Source organism: Mesorhizobium sp. B2-5-11 (assembly GCF_006440835.1).
Classification (GTDB): Bacteria; Pseudomonadota; Alphaproteobacteria; order Rhizobiales; family Rhizobiaceae; genus Mesorhizobium.
The window spans coordinates 356,250-378,306 of the sequence record NZ_VFUK01000001.1 but is presented as its reverse complement, the minus strand read 5'-3'; the positions used below and the strand labels follow the sequence as shown (position 1 = coordinate 378,306).

The 22,057-nt window shown below is 57.4% G+C and carries 19 protein-coding genes; 12 read left to right on the top strand and 7 right to left on the bottom strand.

Annotation, left to right across the window (positions count from 1 at the left end; all coding sequences use genetic code 11):
- The first annotated feature begins 16 nt into the window (after positions 1-16).
- Positions 17-964: an NAD-dependent epimerase/dehydratase family protein gene (locus tag FJ490_RS01840; protein WP_140728145.1), complete on the top strand. Its 948-nt coding sequence runs from the start codon at positions 17-19 to the stop codon at positions 962-964.
- On the opposite strand, the gene FJ490_RS01835 is transcribed toward FJ490_RS01840, so the two are convergent.
- The gene (locus FJ490_RS01835) at positions 952-1,491 is read right to left on the bottom strand and encodes a sugar transferase (protein WP_140494844.1); all 540 of its coding nucleotides are present in this window, start codon (positions 1,489-1,491) and stop codon (positions 952-954) included. The genes FJ490_RS01840 and FJ490_RS01835 overlap by 13 nt on opposite strands.
- A gap of 219 nt (positions 1,492-1,710) precedes the next feature.
- Positions 1,711-3,693 (bottom strand): nucleoside-diphosphate sugar epimerase/dehydratase, encoded by a 1,983-nt coding sequence (locus tag FJ490_RS01830; protein WP_181165146.1) that lies wholly within the window; start codon positions 3,691-3,693, stop codon positions 1,711-1,713.
- A gap of 542 nt (positions 3,694-4,235) precedes the next feature.
- Here FJ490_RS01830 and FJ490_RS01825 point away from each other — a divergent pair.
- From FJ490_RS01825 to FJ490_RS01775, 11 genes are all read left to right on the top strand, one after another.
- Positions 4,236-5,669, top strand: coding sequence for a phosphomannomutase (locus tag FJ490_RS01825; RefSeq protein WP_140494848.1), 1,434 nt, complete (start codon positions 4,236-4,238; stop codon positions 5,667-5,669).
- Positions 5,666-7,081, top strand: coding sequence for a mannose-1-phosphate guanylyltransferase/mannose-6-phosphate isomerase (locus FJ490_RS01820; protein ID WP_140555889.1), 1,416 nt, complete (start codon positions 5,666-5,668; stop codon positions 7,079-7,081). The genes FJ490_RS01825 and FJ490_RS01820 overlap by 4 nt, the downstream gene beginning before the upstream one ends.
- Before the next feature lie 80 nt (positions 7,082-7,161).
- Positions 7,162-8,250: a GDP-mannose 4,6-dehydratase gene (gmd, locus tag FJ490_RS01815; RefSeq protein ID WP_140555890.1), complete on the top strand. Its 1,089-nt coding sequence runs from the start codon at positions 7,162-7,164 to the stop codon at positions 8,248-8,250.
- A gap of 2 nt (positions 8,251-8,252) precedes the next feature.
- Positions 8,253-9,353 carry a DegT/DnrJ/EryC1/StrS family aminotransferase gene (locus tag FJ490_RS01810; protein ID WP_140728144.1) on the top strand — a complete coding sequence of 367 codons (1,101 nt, stop codon included), beginning with the start codon at positions 8,253-8,255 and terminating at the stop codon, positions 9,351-9,353.
- Between the two features lie 22 nt (positions 9,354-9,375).
- A complete protein-coding gene (locus FJ490_RS01805) occupies positions 9,376-10,158 on the top strand; it encodes an ABC transporter permease (protein ID WP_181165147.1) in 783 nt (260 codons plus the stop codon).
- A complete protein-coding gene (locus FJ490_RS01800; protein WP_140520770.1) occupies positions 10,155-10,907 on the top strand; it encodes an ABC transporter ATP-binding protein in 753 nt (250 codons plus the stop codon). The genes FJ490_RS01805 and FJ490_RS01800 overlap by 4 nt, the downstream gene beginning before the upstream one ends.
- A 109-nt stretch (positions 10,908-11,016) precedes the next feature.
- A complete protein-coding gene (locus FJ490_RS01795; protein WP_140520771.1) occupies positions 11,017-13,314 on the top strand; it encodes a glycosytransferase in 2,298 nt (765 codons plus the stop codon).
- The gene (locus FJ490_RS01790) at positions 13,305-14,987 is read left to right on the top strand and encodes a glycosyltransferase (protein ID WP_140520772.1); all 1,683 of its coding nucleotides are present in this window, start codon (positions 13,305-13,307) and stop codon (positions 14,985-14,987) included. Before FJ490_RS01795 ends, FJ490_RS01790 begins: the two co-directional genes overlap by 10 nt.
- A gap of 69 nt (positions 14,988-15,056) precedes the next feature.
- Complete coding sequence (locus tag FJ490_RS01785) at positions 15,057-15,668, top strand: NeuD/PglB/VioB family sugar acetyltransferase (protein WP_140494860.1); 612 nt, start codon at positions 15,057-15,059, stop codon at positions 15,666-15,668.
- Positions 15,669-15,720: 52 nt separating this feature from the next.
- Positions 15,721-16,836 (top strand): glycosyltransferase family 1 protein, encoded by a 1,116-nt coding sequence (locus tag FJ490_RS01780; RefSeq protein ID WP_140494862.1) that lies wholly within the window; start codon positions 15,721-15,723, stop codon positions 16,834-16,836.
- Between the two features lie 60 nt (positions 16,837-16,896).
- Complete coding sequence (locus FJ490_RS01775; protein ID WP_140494864.1) at positions 16,897-18,015, top strand: glycosyltransferase; 1,119 nt, start codon at positions 16,897-16,899, stop codon at positions 18,013-18,015.
- 75 nt (positions 18,016-18,090) lie between these two features.
- Here the strand turns inward: FJ490_RS01775 and rfbD are convergent, their stop codons facing one another.
- From rfbD to FJ490_RS33010, 5 genes are read right to left on the bottom strand one after another with little or no spacing between them, the layout of a single operon-like run.
- Positions 18,091-18,969: a dTDP-4-dehydrorhamnose reductase gene (rfbD, locus tag FJ490_RS01770; protein ID WP_140728143.1), complete on the bottom strand. Its 879-nt coding sequence runs from the start codon at positions 18,967-18,969 to the stop codon at positions 18,091-18,093.
- Complete coding sequence (rfbB, locus tag FJ490_RS01765) at positions 18,966-20,036, bottom strand: dTDP-glucose 4,6-dehydratase (protein ID WP_140564240.1); 1,071 nt, start codon at positions 20,034-20,036, stop codon at positions 18,966-18,968. The genes rfbD and rfbB overlap by 4 nt, the downstream gene beginning before the upstream one ends.
- 31 nt (positions 20,037-20,067) lie before the next feature.
- The gene (rfbC, locus tag FJ490_RS01760; RefSeq protein ID WP_140564241.1) at positions 20,068-20,622 is read right to left on the bottom strand and encodes a dTDP-4-dehydrorhamnose 3,5-epimerase; all 555 of its coding nucleotides are present in this window, start codon (positions 20,620-20,622) and stop codon (positions 20,068-20,070) included.
- A complete protein-coding gene (rfbA, locus tag FJ490_RS01755) occupies positions 20,623-21,504 on the bottom strand; it encodes a glucose-1-phosphate thymidylyltransferase RfbA (protein ID WP_140514965.1) in 882 nt (293 codons plus the stop codon).
- A 19-nt stretch (positions 21,505-21,523) separates the two neighbouring features.
- Complete coding sequence (locus FJ490_RS33010; protein WP_246672588.1) at positions 21,524-22,009, bottom strand: hypothetical protein; 486 nt, start codon at positions 22,007-22,009, stop codon at positions 21,524-21,526.
- Positions 22,010-22,057 lie beyond the last annotated feature (48 nt).

The following is a 22,057-nucleotide window of genomic DNA, read 5'->3' as shown; positions in this document are numbered from 1 at the left end:
GGCTCCGGGCAAGGCAATGAAGGTCTTGGTCACAGGCGCATCGGGCTTCATCGGACGTCTCGTCGTGCAAAGGCTTTGCGAGGCAGGCGTGGAGGTTCGCCTCGCCTCGCGCTATCCCGAAAGCCTCGCTTCGGGCAGCGACATCGTCGCCTTGCCGCGTTTCGATGCGCCGGCCGAGGCCTTCCTTGCCGTCACCCGCGATGCCACGGACGTCGTTCATTGCGCCGGCCTGAACAATGATCACGGCGGTGCCACCGAAGCCGACTACCGAGCCGCCAACGCGGAACTGAGCGCGCGGCTGGCGCATGCGGCCGCCATGCAGGCAAGCGGACGCTTCATCCAACTGTCATCGGTTCGGGCCGTGATCGGCGCCCGCGTCAGCGCAACGATCGACGAGCATACGGTCCCCGATCCGCAATGCGCCTACGGGCGCTCGAAACGCGAGGGCGAGATCAGGGTCCTGGACGCCTATGCATCGCACGGCCGCGCCGACGCCGCCGTGCTGCGCCTGCCTGCCGCCTACGCAAGCGGCATGAAGGGCAATCTGGCAATGCTGATGCGCCTGGCCGGTACGGGCCTGCCGCTGCCGACAGGTATTCTGACAGGAACCCGCTCGCTGGTGTCGGCCGACGCAGCCGCGCAAGCCGTGCGGCATTTGTTGACTCATCCGGGGCCGCTCAGCCCTGCCTATATAGCCAGCGACGTGCCTCCGGTGTCGGTGGCAGCCGTCGTAAGCGCCTTCCGTAAGGGACTTGGGCGGCCGGTGCGCCTGGCTGCCGTACCGGCCAGCCTGATGCGGATGGCCGCGGTGGCGCTAGGCAAGCGGGCGTTTTGGGAAAGCATGACGGCGACACAGATATGCGACCCTTCCCTGCTCGTCTCGCAGGGCTGGCTGCCGGAAACAGCGACGCTTGATCGTCTAAGCGAAATCGCGGCGCGCAGCAGGCAAGCTCAACCTGGATAAATCGTCGCAAGCAGGATGCGAAGATCAAGGCCGATCGACGCGACCTTGAGATAGTCGGCATCGGTTTCGGCCAATAGGGCCGGGTCCGACATGTCGATGCCCTTGACCTGAGCCAGGCCGGTGATGCCGGGAAGCGCCGATGAAACGCCCAGCCGTCGGCGGCACTCGATCAGCTCGGTTTGCGTCGGCAGACAGGGACGCGGTCCGACCAAGCTCATCTCGCCCTTCAGAACATTCCAGAACTGCGGCAGCTCATCGAGCTTGAACTTCCGCAGGGTCTTTCCGGCCGGCGTCACGGCATTCGCCGGCGCCTCGTGCGAAGGCAAGGATGGCGTGCCGACATACATCGTGCGCAATTTGTGACAGCGAAAGAGCACGCCATCGCGGCCAACCCGCGTTTGAGAAAAGATGGCCGGACCGGGCGACGATATACGAACAGCCAGGACAGCGAGCGCCAGGACGGGTGAAGTGACCAGGAGCAGCAGCGCCGCGCCGGCAAGATCGAAGATTTGCTTGGCTGTCTTCATGAACCGCCGATAGTGCTCGTTGCCAAAACCAAAGACGAAAATACGAATCCGCTCGACGTAGCATGAGGCTATCGCTCGACCAAGCTCGACCCCTCGCCTGCTCGGATGCGCCTGCAGAGGAATGCCAGCCAGCGCCCCAGGGTCCCGAAGGTCCGCCGATAAATGCCGCTCTTGCGCAGACTGCTCAAGCGCCGAAGAAGGCCAGGGTCTTTTGAAGCATCAGTTCGCCTGCCCGGCCGCTTTCGGGATCACGGCCTCAGGCACGTCCCCTCTTACCTTCTTGGTATGGTCAAGACCCGCAAGCACCGCGAGCGAGGATGCCTTGTCCTGGCTCTTCACGGATTGCTGCAGGGCCGCAAGCGCCGCCTGGACATCGGACCATTCCGCGACATCGGTGCTCAGGCCAAAAATCTTGGAAATGCCGAGTTCGACCAGTTCCTCATCCTCACCATGCAACGTTTCATGGAGTTTTTCACCGGGCCGGATTCCGGTGAAGCGAATGGGGATGTCCGTGTATGGGCTTTTTCCGGACATGCGGATCATCGTCTCGGCAACTTCGAGGATCGGCACCGGTTTGCCCATGTCGAGCATGTAGACGGCGTAGTCGTCGCCGGCTTTCCGCGAGGCGGCATCGGCAGCCGACATGATGACGAGGTCGACGGCTTCGGCCACGGTCATGAAATAGCGCGTCATGCGCCGGTCGGTTATGGTGACCGGACCTCCGGCCTCGATCTGCGCCTGGAATATGGTTGCGACCGAGCCATTGCTGCCAAAGACATTGCCGAACCGAACGGCTATGAACTTGGTGGCGGGGCGCCGCGCGCCGGGCTCGCCGGCGGGCGTTTCATGCAAGGCGCTGACGATCTGTTCGGCCGCCCGCTTCGTCAGGCCCAGCACGGATGTCGGGTCCACGGCCTTGTCGCTCGAAACAAGCACGAATTGCTTGACGCCGCATTTGGCGGCAACCTCGGCACAGACAAGCGTTCCGAAGACATTGGTCTGGATGGCCGAATCCCAGTTTTCCTCGAGCAAAGGCACATGCTTCAGTGCCGCGGCGTGGAAAACGATGTCCGGCTTGAACTCGGTGACGACACGCGTCATCTGGCGCCGGTCGGCGACATCGACAATGCGGACCTTGAGGCGGTCGTGGTCCTTCTCTTCGACATATTGGCTCAACTGGAAAATGCCGAACTCGGAATTATCGGCAACCAGCACCGCCTCCGCGCCCAGTTCCAGTGACCTCTTGACCAGGGTGCGGCCGATGGAACCGGCGCCGCCGGTGACCAGGACGCGCTTGCCGCCGACGAAGGCCCCGATCCGTTCGATGTCGGACGGAACCGTGGGGCGGCGCAGGATCGTTTCCATCTCGACCTCGTCGAGAACGAGCTTTCCTTCCTGGCCAAGCTGCGAAAGCCCCGAGAACTGCACCACCGCTATGTCGCCTTGCCGGGCAACACGGACGAGCTCCGAATACTCCTCGATCTCATGTTCGGCGCCGCTGCCGAAAATCAGCAGGTCCAGGCTTGTCGTACCCTTGGCGTATTCTTCCAGCACCTCGATCAGGCGGGGGCGGGTGGCCACGACGGGAACGCCCTGGATCCGAGTGCCCTGCGGAACACCGTGTTCAATCGCCATAATCCCTGCAATTGAATACTCTACAGGCTGCGTCGTGCGCGTGAAACGGATGATTACGTCGGCCTCGCTCAGCTTGCCGACAAACACCGCTCTCTTGGTCGAAGCTTTGCCGCGACTCAGAATGCGCCAGCTCGCGCCGTCGCGAAAGAACCGGTAGAAAATCCGGGGCGCCGAGATGATCGTGAAAGAAACCAGGAAGAAGACGATGAACTGGCGCTCATTGAGGCCCGCCACCGGCTGAAAGGAACGAACAAAAAGCGAAACACAGTAAAGGACGATGGTCAGTATTGCGCAGCCCTTCAGGATATTGAAGAAATCCGGCGTCGAGGCGAAGCGCCACACAGTATTGTAGAGGCCGCAATATCTGAATAACAGATGACTAAGAATAATGATGCTCGCCCAGCAAGCGAAACCCGCTGGAGAGAACGCTTCGAACGACAGCCTCGACTGCGATAAAGTCAGGCTAAGCGCCACCGCCACCAAAACCATGGCGATGTCTTGAATCATGATGATGGCGCGACGCATTGTGGGCCGGAGTCCGGGTACAGCTTCTACATAGGATTTCATCGGACGGTACTGAACTCCAGGCGCGAAGACTTCAATACTAAAGTGGCTCTAGAGCGAATACCATCCGTCACCGGCGGCTTCTTTTTAGTACCAAATCTTCGGCCCCCGCCGCGTGTATCGCATAGCGTGGACTTGAAATCATCGCCAGAGATTTTTTCATAGGTTGGCGGGTGAAGAGAAAGTCCGTTTGATCAAGATCTTGCACATCAACTGCAAAGAGCCCTAGAGTCCGACAGCAACTCAGGATAGAGAGAGGGGTCGGCCGGAGAGATCAATCCTTGACTACTCTTTGCCCTGGTGCGGTCTGCTCTCGACCTATGGCCTATGGTTCCGCAGATATCAAGCGGTTCGAGAATGCCGGCAGCGCGATCGTGAGGCCATCGCTCGGTCCTTGACGCCAGGCGGCTCTCACCCTGTCGACGCGGCTGGGAATGCAGTGTGGATAGCTGGAAGGAAAGGTGAACCGCCCGAAGCGATTTTGCGGTTGACAGCCAAGTCTGCTGCAATATGACGGTCTTCCCTTTACCAGCCAAAGCGAAGTGATGAAGTTTGGATCAAGTGGCCTGCGAGGGTTGGCTTCAGAATTAGTCGGGAAACCCAGCGGCCTTTATACGGAGGCTTTCGCTTGTCGTCTCGTTGCCGATGGGGTCCGATCGAAGGCCAAGGTGTTCGTTGGTCGCGACTTGCGCGATAGCAGTCCGACGATCGCCGCCAACTGCATGGCTGCCTTGGCGGCAAGTGGGTTTCAACCGATCGATTGCGGTGCCATTCCAACGCCAGCCTTGGCGTTGTATGCCGGGCAGCATGACGCAGCGGCGCTCATGGTTACGGGTTCGCACATCCCTGCGGACCGCAATGGCATCAAGTTCTATAGCCCGCGGGGCGAGATCACCAAGGCCGATGAAGCCGCTATGGCACACTATGCTGCCGAACGGCTAGACGCCTATTGCCCCCCGCCGCCAATAGGTACGGCTTTGCCGGGGCATCACGACAATGCGATCGCCGCCTATCGCGCGCGCGCTGATGACATCTTGGAGCCAGGGTCCCTTTCGGGCCTGAGGCTCGGCGTCTATCAGCACAGTTCGGTCGCGGCGGATCTTCTGGTGGAGGTTCTCCGATCCTTTGGCGCAGATGTGACACCTGTCGGGAAATCGGAGACCTTCGTACCCGTCGATACCGAAGCCGTTGACGAAACCACAATTGCAAAGTTCAAGGGTTGGGCGCGGGAATTCCACCTCGACGCCATCGTGTCGACCGATGCCGATGCTGATCGGCCACTGATTGCCGACGAGAATGGTGACCTGTTTCGCGGCGACCTGATCGGCCTCGCCACGGCTCTGTTCCTGCGGGCTGACATCGTGGTGACGCCCGTGACTTCGAATTCAGGTATTTCGAAAGCCTTCGGTTTTACGGTTCTGAGAACGAAGGTCGGATCTCCCTTTGTTGTCGAAGCCATGGAAGCCTCACACCGCCCCGGGAAAATCGTTGTGGGCTTTGAAGCCAATGGTGGCGTTCTCTTGGGGTCGGACTGTTCGCTACACGGCAAGACATTGACGGCATTGCCGACACGGGATTCACTGCTCCCCATCCTGGCTGTCCTCGGGATGGTCGCATCGACAAGAAAATCGCTGTCAGGTCTGCGCGCGTTGTGGAATCTTCCGGCCTGTGCAAGCGAACGCCTTGAGAATTTTCCAGTGGAGAGTTCGCGCAGCTTGATGCGTCGGCTCGCGGATCGGCCTGCACTGCAGCGGTTTCTGGCCCCGTTCGGGACTGTTGCTGAAGTTGACGAGACCGACGGCCTAAGGACACAAATGCTGACTGGCGAGATCATCCATCTGCGGCCGTCCGGCAACGCGCCTGAACTTCGCTGTTATTCGGAGGCAGCAGACCCAGGCAGAGCGAGAGCGATTGTGGCGCTGACGCTCGACAGGGCGCTGGCGATCGCATCCACAAACGAAGCAGAGGTCATTTCATGAAAGTGGTTCCCGTCATCATCAGCGGTGGAGCCGGATCGCGACTATGGCCTGCCTCAAGGCAATCGCACCCCAAGCCTTTTCTTAAAGTGGCGGACGGGCATTCGCTTATTCAGCACACAGTGCTGCGCGCCGCGTCGATTGAGGGAGTGGTGGAACTCGTGGCTGTAACGTCCGGGGACCACCTTTTCCTCACGAAGGACGACTTCGACGAACTGGATTCGGTTGTGTTGCCACGTACGTTTCTGCTCGAGCCGGAAGGCCGGGATACGGCCGCTGCCGTGGCGGCAGCCACTGTCCATGCCAAGGCAACGCAGGGCCCTGATGCGATTCTATGCGTCTTCCCGGCCGATCACATGATTGGCAACCTGCCCGCATTTCTAGACGTTATGGGCCGCGCCATCGAATATGCAAAACTGGGGCGGATTGCCACACTGGGCATCAGCCCAACCAGGCCGGACACGGCGTTCGGCTATATCGAAGCCGATGGTGAGAAAGTCGTCCGTTTCGTTGAAAAACCGGATCTCGACACAGCCAAAGCCTATGTCGAATCCAAACGCTTCTTCTGGAACGCGGGGATATTCTGCTTCAGCGCGCAACGCATGCTCGACGAGATGGCTTTGCATTGCCCCGAAGTGATCCAGGCGGTTTCCGACAGTTATGAGAACGGCCGATTCAGTCAAGGCGAAGGCTTTGCCAAAATCGAACTCGCGCCCGAGCATTTTGGCTCCGCTCCGCGTATCTCTCTCGATCATGCGGTTATGGAGAAGGCAAACAATCTTGCCGTGGTTCCTTGCGACATGGATTGGAACGACATCGGATCTTGGAACGCAATGGCCGATTTGATCACTCCTGACGAAAGCGGCAACAGGCTACGCGGCGATGTTCATATGGTGGACACCACCGGCAGCTATATAAGTTCCGACAAACGCGTCATCGGCACGGTCGGGGTCAGCGATCTGGTGATCGTCGATTCTCCCGACGCATTGCTTGTCGCCTCCCGCGATCGCGTTCAGGACGTCAAGAAGTTGTTCGAGGGCCTCAAGGCTTCCGGGCATGAGGCACATTTGGTCCACAGCACCGTACATAGGCCGTGGGGCACCTATACGGTTCTGGAGGAAGGCGAGCGCTTCAAAATCAAACGCATCGAGGTGAAACCCGGCAGACGTTTGAGCCTGCAGATGCACTACCATCGTTCCGAGCACTGGGTCGTGGTCAGCGGCTCCGCGAAAATAGTCAATGGCGACCAGGAGCTGTTCCTGGCGACCAACGAGTCAACCTACATCCCCTGCGGTCATAAACACAGGCTGGAAAACCCTGGCCGGATTGACCTGGTGATCATTGAAGTGCAAAGCGGCGATTATCTCGGCGAGGACGATATCGTGCGTTTTGACGACGTATACGGCCGCGCCTGACAATCCATTGGCTCACGGTGCTGGGGGCGGCAAAGCCTTAGGGGCTGGGCGGACACAAATCGGATACATCGAGAACATTGATGAAAAAAAAAGCACTGATAACCGGCATCACCGGGCAGGACGGCGCCTATCTGGCGGCATTCCTGCTGGAAAAGGGTTATTCCGTTCACGGCGTAAGGCGCCGCACATCCCTTTTTAATACGGATCGCATCGATCATTTGTATCATGATCCACATGAAAAGGGTGTAGATCTGACGTTGCATCATGGCGATCTGACTGACTCATCAAGTCTGATGCGGATCATTCAGCTCGTTCAGCCGGATGAGATTTACAATCTGGCGGCACAGAGTCACGTAGCCGTTTCATTTGAGGAACCTGAATACACCGCCAACTCCGACGCTCTAGGGGCGTTGAGAATTTTGGAAGCCATCCGAATTCTCGGCTTGGAGAAGAAGGTCCGTTTCTATCAGGCGTCTACGTCTGAGCTGTACGGGCTCGTGCAAGAGACGCCGCAAAAGGAAACCACGCCATTCTACCCACGGTCTCCTTATGCCGTGGCCAAATTGTATGCATACTGGATTACGATCAATTATCGCGAAGCATACGGCATCTATGCGTGTAACGGCATTCTGTTCAATCACGAGTCCCCAATGCGAGGTGAGACGTTTGTGACGCGTAAGATTACGCGAGCGCTGGCACGCATCAAGCTAGGCATGCAAGAGAAGCTTTACCTGGGTAATCTAGATTCACTGCGCGACTGGGGGCATGCCAAAGACTATGTTGAGATGCAATGGCTTATGTTGCAACAGGAGGCGCCTGAGGATTACGTTATCGCAACTGGCGAGCAGCATTCCGTGCGCGAATTTGTGACTCTGGCGGCTGCGGAACTGGATATTGACGTAAGATGGGAGGGAAAAGGCGTCGGCGAGAAAGGGTACGATAACAAAAGCGGTCAATGTATAGTGGCTGTCGATGCGGCTTACTTTCGGCCGACAGAAGTCGAAACGCTTCTTGGCGACGCCAGTAAAGCTCGAAAGAACCTTGGCTGGGAACCTAGGATTAAATTCACCGAGCTGGTCCAAGAAATGATTCGCGAGGACTTTAAGGGTGCCGAGCAGGAAAAGCTGCTTACAACGCATGGCTATCAACGCTTCACTCGCGCAGAATAACCATGGCACGAATTCCAGTATATGAGCCATACCTTAGCGGAAACGTATCGGCGTATGTCAACGAGTGCTTGACTACGGGTTGGATTTCCTCACGTGGAGCCTTCATATCCCGATTTGAAAAGGCTTTTGCGGAGTATGTAGGCGCGAAAGAGGCGACAAGCGTGGCAAACGGTACCGTAGCCATCCACCTTGTGTTGGATGCATTGGGCATCGGTGCCGGCGACGAGGTCATCGTTCCAAGCTTCACCTACATAGCGTCGGTCAACACCATTTTGCAGACCGGCGCGACGCCAGTCTACGTCGATTCGTTGGAAGACACGCTGCAGGTGGATCCGCAGGCAATACGTGACGCTATAACCCCGAGAACCCGCGCGGTCATGGCGGTGCATTTGTATGGCCATCCCTGTGATATGGATGCGATCTCGGCCCTTTGCCGCGATCATGCTCTTTTGCTCATCGAGGACTGCGCGGAAGGCTTCGGGACCCGGTGGAAAGGCCGGCATGTCGGCACGTTTGGTGATGTTGCCACCTTCAGTTTCTTCGGGAACAAGACAATCACAACTGGCGAAGGCGGAATGGTTCTGGCGCGATCGGCTGAGGTGATGGACAAGTGTCGGCGCCTGAAAAGCCAAGGTGTCTCGCCGACCCGCGAATACTGGCACGACATGCTCGCCTACAATTATCGGATGACCAATATCCAGGCGGCGATCGGGCTTGCCCAGATCGAGATGGCTGAAGAGATCATCCACCGCAAGCAGCAGATCGCAGAGATATACCGGACCCGACTGTCCGGGCTTCCCTTGAGGACCCATGATCCCGTGGGCGACGTTAATCATTCGCACTGGATGTGTTCGATTGTCGTTGACCACGTTGAGGATCGAGATCGGTTGCGTGCGCGTCTTGCCGACGACGAAATCGAGACACGCCCGTTTTTCCCCTTAGCCAGCCACATGCCGCACTGTTATTCTGACCGGGCCTTTCCGAATGGCGATAGCGTAAGCAAGCGTGGCATCAATCTGCCGAGCTACCCCGGACTGACCGAGGAACAGTTGAACCGCATATGTTCTTCGATCATCGGTTATTTCGAGGATCGACCGCGGTGACTTTGCGTTAAGGAAATGGCCTGTGAACGAGTATCTTAGGGGCATTTGGGCCGCGCGATATTTTTGGATGCATCTCGCGATGTCCGATCTGCGCGGTCGCTGGAGAAGGTCCTTCTTCGGTGTCCTGTGGTCGATTATCCAGCCTCTGGGCCTAACGATCCTTATCTCCATCGTATTCAGTCGCATCTTCGACGCCGCGATCTCGGAATATGCGCCCTACATTCTCTCCGGGGTCATCATCTGGGAGTACATCGTCTTCAATGTAAGTGGAGGCGCATTGGCTTTCGTCCAAGCCGACGCGTACATCAAGCAGACACGTCACCCGTTAGCGATATATACGCTTCGAAACGTTATTTCCGGGCTTATGGTGCTTGCCCTGGCCAGCATCAGCCTCATCGGTTGGGTGCTTGTCGTTATGCCGCAGAATTTCGGCTGGTCTTGGCTTGCCGCCCTCACGATATTCCCGATCATCGGTCTGATTGTCTGGCCGTGGGCGACGATAATGGCATATTTTTCTGCCCGTTTTCGCGATCTGCCGCATGCGCTTGGCCTGATATTGCAAGCCCTATGGTTTGTCTCACCAATCTATTTCGAGACTTCGGTGTTCCGCAAAGGCAATCTGCATGTCCTTCTGGACTACAATCCGCTTTATCACCTCCTCCAGATCGTACGCGCTCCACTCCTGCATGGTGAATGGCCCGTCGCTGCCAATTACCTGTGGTGCTTCGGGACTATCGCAGTGCTCATGCTGATCGCAGCACTCGTGGGCAGGTCCGCCGAAAAGAGGGTGATCTTCTACCTATGACAAACCGGATTCACCTCGAGTCGGTAAACCTCCATTATGCATCCGTCGGCTTCAGCGAGCGGTCGTTGAAATCCATGCTGGCGTCGCTGGCGACGTTGAACGGAGGAGGCAAGAAGATCGTCGACATCCACGCATTGAAGGATGTTAGTCTGGACATTGGTCCCGGCGAACGCGTTGGCCTTTTAGGACACAATGGGGCCGGCAAGAGCACGTTCCTCAAGATGGTGGCAGGATTATACCCGACATCTTCCGGGAAGCGCGTGGTCGAGGGGACCGTCCGGTCTTTGTTTGACCTGAGTTTGGGTTTCGAGCCTGATGCCACCGGCCGGGAGAACATCCTGTACCGCGGACTTCTCCTTGGTCTCTCGCCCAAATTCATGCGCTCGATAGAGGACGAGGTTGTCGCCTTTGCCGATATCGGGGAGTTTATCGACTATCCGATCAAAACCTATTCCGCTGGCATGCAGGTGCGCCTCGCCTTCGCGATTTCGACAGCGGTCGGCGGTGACATTCTCCTCCTCGACGAGGTGATCGGTGCCGGTGATGCGAATTTTATGGGAAAAGCGCGCAAACGCATCCTGGATCTTGTCGAGCAGGCGGAGATTCTGCTGTTAGCTTCGCATGATTTCAAAACACTGCAATCCATATGCGCAAGGGGAGTTGTATTTCATCACGGCGAAATCATTTTTGACGGCGACATTCTTGGCGCGATCGCAGAATACAATAGGGCAAATGGGATAGCTGCCTAGCCATGGGTCTCAAGCGCTCTTCTCATTCTAGTCTGATACAAGCCCGTTTGAGAAATGCTAAGGTCAGCTAATATACTGGCGCTATCGAAGTTGCTAGAAAGAGAGTCCTATGCGTTTAGAAAAGAGCGTCCGGGTCGACAATGTGCCGCGTGTAATGTGGATCCTCAATCACACTGCGGCCAGAAAATTCGAGATCCCAATGTTGCGGGAACTCGGCTATGAGGTATTTACTCCAAAGATCTATCCAGACGATGCTAATTTCCGAAGCGCTTCCGTCGATTATTCGGAGGATAAAAACTTAACAATCCCGCCGGATGACCTTGCAGTTCTGAATAAGGCTGATTGGTATAGAGGCGCGCCGCGCAAAGCTTGGGAAATCGCCAACAAATATTTTGACATCATGTTCTGCATCGTCTTCGATCCCAAGGGTTTTGAAATTGCCGCCAGGCGGTTCCAGGGAGCAATGCTCTGGCGTACCTATGGCTTGGCGGGCAACAATACTTATTCGAAGATCATCGAAACAATGCCATTCTACCAAGGTGTTTACACTGCAATCCAGGCCCTTGGAAAACGCTTCTGGTTTACCGAAGGCTATCCTCATCTGCATAAAGTCGAGCCTGATTATCTTGCATCTAAGACCGTGTTTCTGCCACTAGGTATGGGCGGGGCAAGTGATCCGATCTCGGCGGAATGGAACGGCGGTGACCGGCGCATCCTGTTCATCTGCCCCGACATTGGTTTTAACCAAGCCTATGTAGAGATATTCCAGAAATTTAAGAAAGACTTCCGTGGGTTTCCCTATGCAATCGGCGGCGCGCAATCGGTCAAGACGACAGACCCAAGCGTGCTGGGTTATCTGCCGATCGAGGAACATCGCAGAAATATGCGCGAGATGCGCGTGATGTTCTATCACAGCCAAGAACCTAACCATATTCACTTCCACCCGTTCGAGGCGATTAAAGCTGGGATGCCGCTTGTATTCATGGGTGGCGGCATTCTCGATATGTTCGGTGGTAAGAAATTGCCCGGCCGTTGCGCAACTATCGAGGAGGCGAGAAAAAAAATTGACCGCATCCTCAAGGATGACTGGAAACTGATTAATAAGATACGTGAGAGCCAAGCGGTCCTGCTCGATCCGATGAAGGCAGAGAACTGTACCGGGTTCTGGCGTCAAGGCATGGAGAAGGTATTCACCAAGCTTGCAGAATCGCGAGCTGATGCGGAGGAATTGGAACCGCTGCCCAAGCGCATTGCTGTGCTGACCGACAAGAATTCCATAGCCAAGGCTCGCGCTTTGGCCTTGGCGCTGGAGGAAGGGGCCAAACTCGCCAATGAGGATGTGGAAATAGTTCTCACCATCGAACGCAGCAAGCGGGCTTATTCGAGTAAACCGATTGAAAAGGAAGAGTTCGACGTGCCCGTAAGGGAATTCTCATGGCGTGCGCTTGACCGGGAAGCTGCCAATCGGGCGCTTGTTTATGCCGGTGCTGCGCGACCTTTGACATTAAATAGTTATCTCATCCCTGATGACGGCATCAATCATTTGCAGGATTGTGATCTCTGGGTGGTTGTCGCGTCAGAAGTCAGCACACCGATCCTGCCAATTCGTCCGATTGTTCTAGCTCCAGACACGATAGCGCCACGTTTCCGCCCAGGCCCGCAAGAAATCGTTAAGATGGGGCAGTTTGGGTTAACGCTTGCACCCGAAGCCGTCATCGTCGACAGCCAGTTTGCAAGTGAGGAGCTGATTCACTGCGAGGGGGTCTCCGCCAGGAATGTCCATGTTTTGCCACCTTTGCCAACAATCGAGGTTGCTCCAGCCTTGGATGTGGGTGAGGAGGCAAAAGCGTTTGTCTGGGTGCTGCACCCACTTTCAATCGCCAACATCGATCGTGCTGCGGAAGCGCTTGCAATTTACTATCATGAGATGAGCGGCAAGCTGAAATGCAATATTCTTCTCTCGGAGGCATACCAGACGAAATTGACCGACGATGATATCAGCAATGTCAAACGCAACCTTACGAAGGCGATGCGCCGATGGAATATTCCGCGCAGGCGTTACTCGATCTCTGAATTGTTGTCCGAAAGGCAGCTCCGGCGGGTCATCAAGGAGTCGGCTTTCCTATGGCGCCCAGGCAAACTCGACAGTGACATTACGACCATAACCATTGCCCGGGCCTTTAGAAAGCGTGTTGTTGCGGCACATTGCCCGGTGTTGAAAGAATATGCTGGAAATCTCGGGTTTAACATTACCTGGACCGATGACGAAGACCCGAACTCTATGGCAGGGAACATTTGCGAACCCGCTCGGGACCATTCTTTGCCGCTTGCACCATTCAAAGGGCGTGAGATGTCGATTGAGGATTGCGCGCGCGATTATTGGAACGTCATTTCAGAATGCCTGTAACCAAATACGGAATATATTTGGCCTATGGGCCACGGATCGAGTTGCGCAATGAAGGCCTTGGCCGTCACCTTGCCGAATTTCTGCGCGCCTCCCTTAGGCGTGATGACGTCGAGTTTGTAATCGCAGCGCCGAGCTGGATGAGGGATCATCTCAGAGATCTGATGGATGGTTTCGGGGTCAGTGAAGGCCAATACGAAATACTCGGTCCGACGCAGAGTTCCCTTTCATGGTCAGCCTTTCAGACAGGAACGAGAGTGAGGAAATGGTTGTCTCGCGTCCGCAAGAAGGATGACGTAAAAAAAGGGGGGCTGCTTCTTCGGATCAAGTTTGCTGGTATTCGCTTGGTGTCCCGAGTGACCCGCTATCTCATGCGAACGCGAAATCCGCTAGTGTTCGTTGCTACTGTCATTCTCGCGCTTAGCTTACTGCCGTTCGCCGCGCTGATCTATCTGCTGCGCAATACTGTTCTGAAGGGGGTTGGCCGTCTCAGGCGCAGTTCTACTTTGCGCAGAATGCTGGGGACCACGCAACCTGCGAAACCCCGCATCTTTGGGCTACTTGGCCGAATGCGGCATCATCTCTATCAAACGATGTGTGACGAAGAAGCCCGGCTTGTCGCTGAAATGGCAAACAGGCGGGATGATATTTCGGCCTGGTATTGCCCGACAGCGTTCTGGCCGCAATTCAATCTGATTGAAAAGCCGCGTTTGACGTGCGTTCCCGACGTAGTGTTCACCGGCTTCCCGGTCGGGTTTGCTACGGATGAACCGGCGGCAGATCAATTGTTTAATAATTTCCGGCGCATCGAATCAATTATCGACGCGGGCCATGCCTTTGTCACCTACAGTAAGCACGTGAAGCAGAAGACGCTGGTGGAAAGGTTTCAGGTCAAGGGATCGTCGGTTCACGTTGTGCCGCATGGCGCAAACCGGCTCGATGAGCTGATCACAGTGACTGGTTTTGCAGATAACAGGAAAGCCAGCGATGCATTGAGCGCGCAATATTTCTGGTCAGCAACCTCGAAGGCGACCAACAACTGGAATGGCGTGAGGTTTTCTTCTGGCGATCTTGGTTTTGTGTTTTATGCAAGTCAGTTTCGACCGAACAAGAATGTCGTCACTCTGTTGAAGGCGTATCGCTGGCTCCGACGCGAGAAGCTGTTGCGTTACAAGCTTATTCTTACTGGAGCTTGGCAGGCGGACAGGGAAGTCAACAGGTATTTGACTGAAAACAACCTACACGATGATGTCCTGTGTTTGCGTAATCTCACCGAGCGGGAACTGGCCGCGTGCTATAACCGCGCTGTCCTCGCTGTGAACCCGAGCTTGTCAGAAGGTGGGATGCCGTTCACGTTTACAGAAGCAGTGTCGGTCGGGACCCCAGTTGTCATGGCAGACATCCCTGTCACTAAGGAAATCCTGACCGACAAAGTGGTGCATCAAAAGACAGTATTTAATCCCGAGAGCTGGACGGCGATGGCCGAAAAAATCGAATGGGCGATCCAGCACAAGGATAGCCTCTACAAAATCCAGAGAGCATTCTACGATGAGGTTTTGGTGAACCGTACGTGGGACCATGTTGTCGCCGACTATATTGACATTCTGAACGACATGGCTGGCAAGCCGTTTTCATATACGCCTGAGATTGTCGAACGACTCAATGAAGCTGTTTAAGCCCCTGACACAGTGCCGACGGACCTCGGGCAGATCAAAAGCCGAGCAGAAAGGCATGACGCCGTCACTATGAGCAAAGGTCTTTTCATTCTTGGCTTTGGCGGCCATGCGCGTAGCGTAGGGGATATAGCGCTGTCGTCAGGGTTCGATGATTTGATTTTCATCGATGACCAGGCAAAGGCCGGTGAGGAATTTGCGGGCTTTCCTGCTGTCGCTGTTCTTCCCAGCAATGCCTCCGGCGCCGGTTGGTTCATGTTTCCGGGCTCGGGTGACAATGCGCGGCGACGCGCGCAATGCGGGAGCGCGCTTGTTCCTCTTGCGATGCTCGTCGCACCGACTGCCTCTGTCGGGAGGCAATGTGAGATCGGGCAAGGCTCACTGGTCGCTCATCAGGCCCATATAGGACCGCTTACAAAGGTTGGCCGGGGCGTCATCATCAATAGCGGCGCAGTCGTTGACCACGAATGCGTGATCGGTGATTTTTCTCATATATCCGTCAATGCGACCGTTGCAGGCCGTTGCCGAATAGGCACACAGGTTCTGGTTGGCGCAGGTGCGACCGTGATTGATCGGCTCAGCATATGCGACAATGTCATCATCGGCGCTGGCGCAACGGTCGTCCGAGACATTGAAGTGCCCGGCGTGTATACAGGCACGCCGGCCCGTCGAGCCCACGGCTAGACAGCGCCAGCCGCTTTCCTTTCAGGCTCGAACAGAAAAAACGGTCCGATTCATGAAAATCGGCATTGATGCCCGCAACCTTGTCCACAATCTCACAGGCATCGGCCGCTATGTGCTGGAGATGTGCCGTGGGTTGGCGGAAGCCGGTCACGAAATCTTTCTGTATCTCCCGGAGCGACCGGTCTCGGATATTTCTCGTCTATCGGGCGGAACGTTTCGGATATCTGGTCATGCAGGCAATTTCAGGCGCATGGTTTGGGGTCAAACCATCTTACCCAAACAGGCAGCCCGCGACAAAATCGACATCTTTTGGGGCCCTGCCCACAGATTGCCCTTTAGCTTGGATCCGGATATTCCCCGCGTTGTGACCATTCACGATCTCGTATGGCACCATGCGGCATCGACAATGCGTTTGCAGGGCTGGCTCGGCGATCGCTTCCTCATGCGACCTGCAGTATTTTCATCGGATAAGATCGTCGCAGTCTCGCGCGCTACGGCCGATGCCATTCGAATGCTGTATCCACAGGTCTCCAAGAAACTGCACGTGGTGTACCCTGGAGTGACGCGCCTGGAGGATGGCGGGACCAACAGCGTGCTTGCGGACAAAGGCATCGACCGCGATTACGCCCTTTTTGTCGGCACACTTGAACCCCGCAAGAACTTGCCAAATCTCCTGGAAGCATATGCGCTGCTTCCGGAGCCTGTCAGGAAAAATCTGCTGCTCGTCATAGCGGGGGGTCAGGGGTGGCGTCTCGGCGACCTGCGCGAGCGCATGGTGCGCCTCGAAATCGAATCGGACGTGCGACTTACGGGTTATGTCACGGACAGCGATCTCGCTGTCCTCTATCGCCGAGCGAAGTTTCTTGTCATGCCGTCGCTATACGAAGGCTTTGGATTTCCAATTATCGAAGCAAATGGGGTTGGGGTGCCTGTTGTAACTTCAAATATGTCTTCCATGCCCGAGGTGGCTGGCGAAGCTGCCATTCTTGTTGACCCGACCAACGTCCAGGATATCTCCGCCGCGATGGGCCGGTTGGCACTCGACAATGCGTTGCGCTCGCGGCTGGCTGAGAAAGCGCCCCTGAACGCGCTCCGGTTCGACTGGAGAAAAAGCGCCTTGGACCTGGTCGCAGTGTTCGAATTGGCCATAATCGCAAGAAGGCGCTGACGTGGAAGGTATGCTTCAGATTTTTGAACTGGCCATCGAGCGAAGACGGAAGACCAACATTTGAAAGTGCTGCATTTCTTCAAGACGTACTGGCCCGATACCTTTGGCGGGGTGGAGCGGACGATACATGCCATCGCTCAAAGCACCGCCAGCCGCGGCATTGAAACCGAAGTGCTCTCGTTGAGCCGTGCTCCGAACGAGAACACGCAGCATCTCGACGGGCACATGGCCCGAAAAGCCAGGCTGGATTTCGAACTGGCGTCGACCGGGTTTTCGCTCGAGGTCTTTCGGAAGTTCGGGGCGCTCGCCGGGAAAGCCGACCTCATACACTACCATTTCCCATGGCCATTCATGGACATGGTGCATTTTCAATCCCGTCATGGCAAACCGACCGTCGTCACCTACCATTCCGACATCGTCAAACAGCGGCTTTTGCTGCCTCTTTATCGGCCGCTGATGCTGCGCTTCCTCAGGGATGTGGACGCTATCGTCGCGACATCTCCGGACTATTTGAAATCGAGCCCCGTTCTCAGAGCCTTGGAGGGCAAATCGGCGATCATCCCAATCGGCATCAATGAAACCGATTATCCCACGCCGACCGAAGCCGACAACAGATGGTGCCAAGCGGCGGTGACGGAGCCTTTCGTGCTCTTCGTCGGCGTCTTGCGCTACTACAAGGGGCTGGACGTGCTGATTCAGGCGGCCGACAAAGTCAGGTGCAAGATCGTTATTGCCGGATCAGGGCCTATCGAAGAGCGCCTGAAGCTTCAGGCCAAGACGTTGCGTCGCAACAATGTGATATTCCTCGGCGAGGTGGCCGAGCGGCACAAGATGGCGCTCCTCCACAACTGCCTGGGGTTCGTTTTTCCGTCAAACCAGAGGTCGGAAGCCTACGGGCTTTCTCTCGTCGAGGCTGCGATGTGCGGTAAACCGATGATCTCCTGCGAGATCGGAACGGGAACAAGTTATGTGAACAAAGCCGGCGAGACCGGGTTGGTCGTACCGCCTTCCGATCCAGCACGCCTTGCCGAAGCCATCAACCAGGTCGTCGATTCGCCGGTCGAGGCAGCGAACTGGGGGCGAGCTGCTCGCGATCGCTACGTTCGCCTCTTTACAGCTGACAGGATGGGAAAAACATACGCCGATCTCTATCACCAACTCGATAACCGCCGACGCTGAATACGGTTTCGCACTGTGGCAGCCGGTGAATCCCCGCGATTTGTTGGTTGTTGATGCAGTCAAATCCCCGTCAGGTCACCTGCTCAGGAGACGACGGACCACCTCTCGCGCCGATTTCTGCAGTACCGGCGCACTCCATCCAAACACGGAGGCAAACTTCGCGCTCGACAGCCGGGAATTGACGGGGCGGCGCGCCTTGGTCGGATAGTCCGTCGCAGCAATATCGCGCACCCGCGCGGAGGGGCCACCGAGCCCACCGCTTATGTCCAGGATATGGCGGGCGAAGCCGCTCCAGTTGGTCTCGCCCGTGCCGGCCAGATGATAGATGCCCCACGCGGCGAAATCCTCGTTGCGGTGCAGCCGTGCTGCCGCATGCAGGATCGCGTCAGCGATATCAAGCGCGGAAGTGGGATTTCCCCATTGGTCGGCCACAACCGGTATCTCGTCGCGGTCGCTGGCCAGCCTCAGCATGGTTTTGGCGAAATTCTTGCCGAACGGGCTGTAGACCCACGCCGTGCGCAAGATCAGGTGGCGCGAATTGGCTGATGCCACCGCCTGTTCGCCGGCAAGCTTGGAGGCGCCGTAGACGCCAATCGGCGCGGTCGCGTCGGTTTCCAGATAGGGACCGTCCTTGGTGCCGTCGAAGACATAGTCGGTCGACAGATGGATGACGGGCACGCCGAGCCGAGCCGCCGCCCGCGCCACCTCGCCGGCGCCGGCGGCGTTCACCGCAAAGGCGAGCTCGGGTTCGTCCTCGGCCTGGTCCACCGCCGTGTAGGCGGCGGCCGACACGACGATATCGGGCTTAGCGGCGGTGATGGCCTCGATCACAGTCCCGCGCCGCGCGAGGTCGAGTTGCGGCCGGCCGATGGCGATGACCTTGACGTCTTCGCGCCCAGCCTCCAGAAGGCTTGCCGCAACCTGGCCCTCGCGTCCGGTGACAACGAGCCTCACACCGCCTCCTTGCGCGCTTCGCCCAGTCTTTCGCCGGCATAGCGCTGTTCGCGGATCGGTCCCCACCACCATTTGTTGTCCAGGTACCAGTCGACCGTCCTTGCCAGGCCGCTGTCGAAATTCTCCCTCGGCGTCCAGCCGAGCTCGCGGCCGATCTTGGACGCGTCGATGGCGTAGCGGCGATCATGGCCGGGACGGTCGGTGACGAAAGAGATCAGGTCGCGATAGCTTTTGCCGGCGGCCCGGGGGCGCCTGGCGTCGAGCAGATCGCAGATCGTCTCGACGACACCCAGATTGGTGCGTTCCGAATTGCCGCCGACATTGTAGCTCTCGCCCGGCTGCCCCTTGGTGGCGATCAGTTCCAGCGCGCGCGCATGGTCCTCGACGAACAGCCAGTCACGCACATTGGCGCCGGCGCCGTAGACCGGCAGCGGCTTCTCGTCGAGCGCGTTGAGGATGACCAGCGGGATCAGCTTTTCGGGAAAATGGTAGGGCCCGTAATTGTTCGAACAATTGGACAGCACCACCGGCAGGCCATAGGTCTCGTGCCAGGCGCGCACCAGATGGTCGGAGGCCGCCTTGGAGGCGGAATAGGGCGAGGACGGCGCGTAAGGCGTCTCTTCCACGAACATGCCGCCATCGAAGGGCAGGTCACCGAACACCTCGTCGGTCGAGACGTGATGGAAGCGGAAACGGCCCTTCCTGTCGTCGGAAAGGCCGCGCCAGTATTCCAGCGCTGCATTGAGGATCCGGTAGGTGCCGACGATGTTGGTCTCGATGAAGGCGCCCGGCCCATCGATCGAGCGGTCGACATGGCTCTCGGCGGCGAGGTTCATGACGATGTCGATATCGCCGCGGCGCAATATGTCGAGCACCGCCCGCTCGTCGCAGATGTCGGCCTGGGCGAAGCTGTAATTTCGTGCATTTTCGATCGGCCGCAGCGAGGCCAGATTGCCGGCATAGGTCAGCTTGTCGAGATTGGTCACCCGGTAGGCCGGGTTGGCGCACAGATGCCGGCACACCGCCGAACCGATGAAGCCGGCCCCGCCCGTCACCAGAAAATTCATGCCGCTATCCCCGCGCATCTGGCAATGTTCATCAGGCAAACACCTCGGCGGCGGCGAGCAGCGGCGCCTTGAGGTCCTTGTCAGAAAGCTGAAACCCGCCGGCCGGCGGCGGCCATTCGATGCCGATGGCCGGATCATCGAAACGGATCGAGCGGTCGTGTTCGGGCGAATAGGTGTCGGTCACCTTGTACAGCACCTCGGTATCGGGCACGAGCGTCATGAAGCCGTGGGCGAAGCCCTTGGGCACCAGGATCTGGTTGCCCTTCTCGGCCGAGACCTCGAGGGCAACCCATTTTCCGAATGTCGGCAAGGAGCGGCGGATATCGACCGCGACATCAAGGACACTGCCTCTGACAACGCGCAGCAGCTTGTCCTGGGCGCGTGGCGGCAACTGATAGTGCAGTCCCCTGACGACACCGGCCGCGGCGGAATAGGAGTGATTGTCCTGGACGAAGGCGAGTTCGAGGCCGGCCTCGGCGAAGCGTGCGGCGTTCCAGGTCTCGGTGAAGTAGCCGCGGGCATCGCCGTGCCGCTTCGGAATGATTTCGAGCAGACCTTCGATGCCAAGGGGTCTCACCTCCAGCATCTAGTCCTCCGACAACTCGACCACGCGACGGCGCAGATAAGCGGCATATTCATTTTTTCCCAAGCGGGTTGCCCGCTGCAACACTTCATCGGCCCTCAGCCAGCCCTGTTCGAAGGCGATTTCCTCCGGACAGGCGACCTTGATGCCCTGGCGACGTTCGATTGTACGCACGAACGAAGAAGCATCGTCCAGGCTGTCGTGAGTGCCGGTATCGAGCCAAGCATAGCCGCGCCCCAACCGATGCACCTGCAACTGGCCACGCTCGAGGTAGGCATTGTTGACCGCCGTGATTTCGAGCTCGCCTCGAGCCGAGGGCCGAATCCTTGAGGCGATATCGACAACCTGGTTGTCGTAGAAATAAAGGCCGGTGACGGCCCAGTTGGATTTCGGCTTCTGTGGTTTTTCCTCAATCGTGAGCGCGGTTCCAGTGGTCTTGTCGAAGGACACCACGCCATAGCGCTCCGGATCCTCGACATGGTAGGCGAACACCGAAGCGCCGCTTTCGCGCGATGCCGCGGTGCGGCAAAGCTTGGACAATCCGTCGCCAAAATAGATGTTGTCGCCCAGTATCATCGAAACGCTGTCCGCGCCGATGAAATCGCGGCCGATAATGAACGCTTCCGCAAGCCCGTTGGGCTGCGGCTGCTCGGCGTAGGACAACTCAAGCCCGAATTCCGATCCATCGCCCAACAGCTCGCGGAAAACCGGCAGGTCCCGCGGCGTGGATATGACCAGAATCTCTCGAATCCCCGCAAGCATCAAAACGCTCAGCGGGTAATAGATCATCGGTTTGTCGTATACCGGGAGGATTTGCTTGGAGACCGCCAACGTTAGCGGATAAAGGCGCGTTCCACTGCCCCCAGCAAGGATAATTCCTTTCAAGAAACTCTCCTTGACATGCCTAAGTCCCCTCCCCTGACACAAGCCGCCCGTGCTTAGGTTTCATGCCGTGGCTTGTCAATCTGGTGCCCGACGAAGGGGCCGAGCGAGTGTCCCCGGCCCCCGCCAACCGCCCTTGCCTTGCCGGGCCCGAGGTCCTGGCCGGGACAAGCAGATTGTCTTCATCGTGATGGCCTATCTCGCCCATCTCGCGCCTTTGGTTCAGCCGCTCGGCAAAACCCTTGTGAAAGACGATCGCATTCAAATAGGCAAACGTCATCGCGAGTGCTGCGGTTCGCAAGGGATAGTCGACAAGAGAGTGAACGAGCAAAAACGACACCGACAGAAATGCAGCCTTCTGTAACGGCTCCCGGCGAATCCGGACCGACGAGGCGAAAGGCAATATGGCATACACAATCATTAACAAAACGACCGGTATGCCGCCCTCAAGTGCCAATTCGAGGTCATGAACGACTTCGAGGGTTAGCCAATCGTAAGGAGAAAGCAACTACAAGGCGGAGTGCCTCTTAATCCCGAACACTTAATTGAATGGATT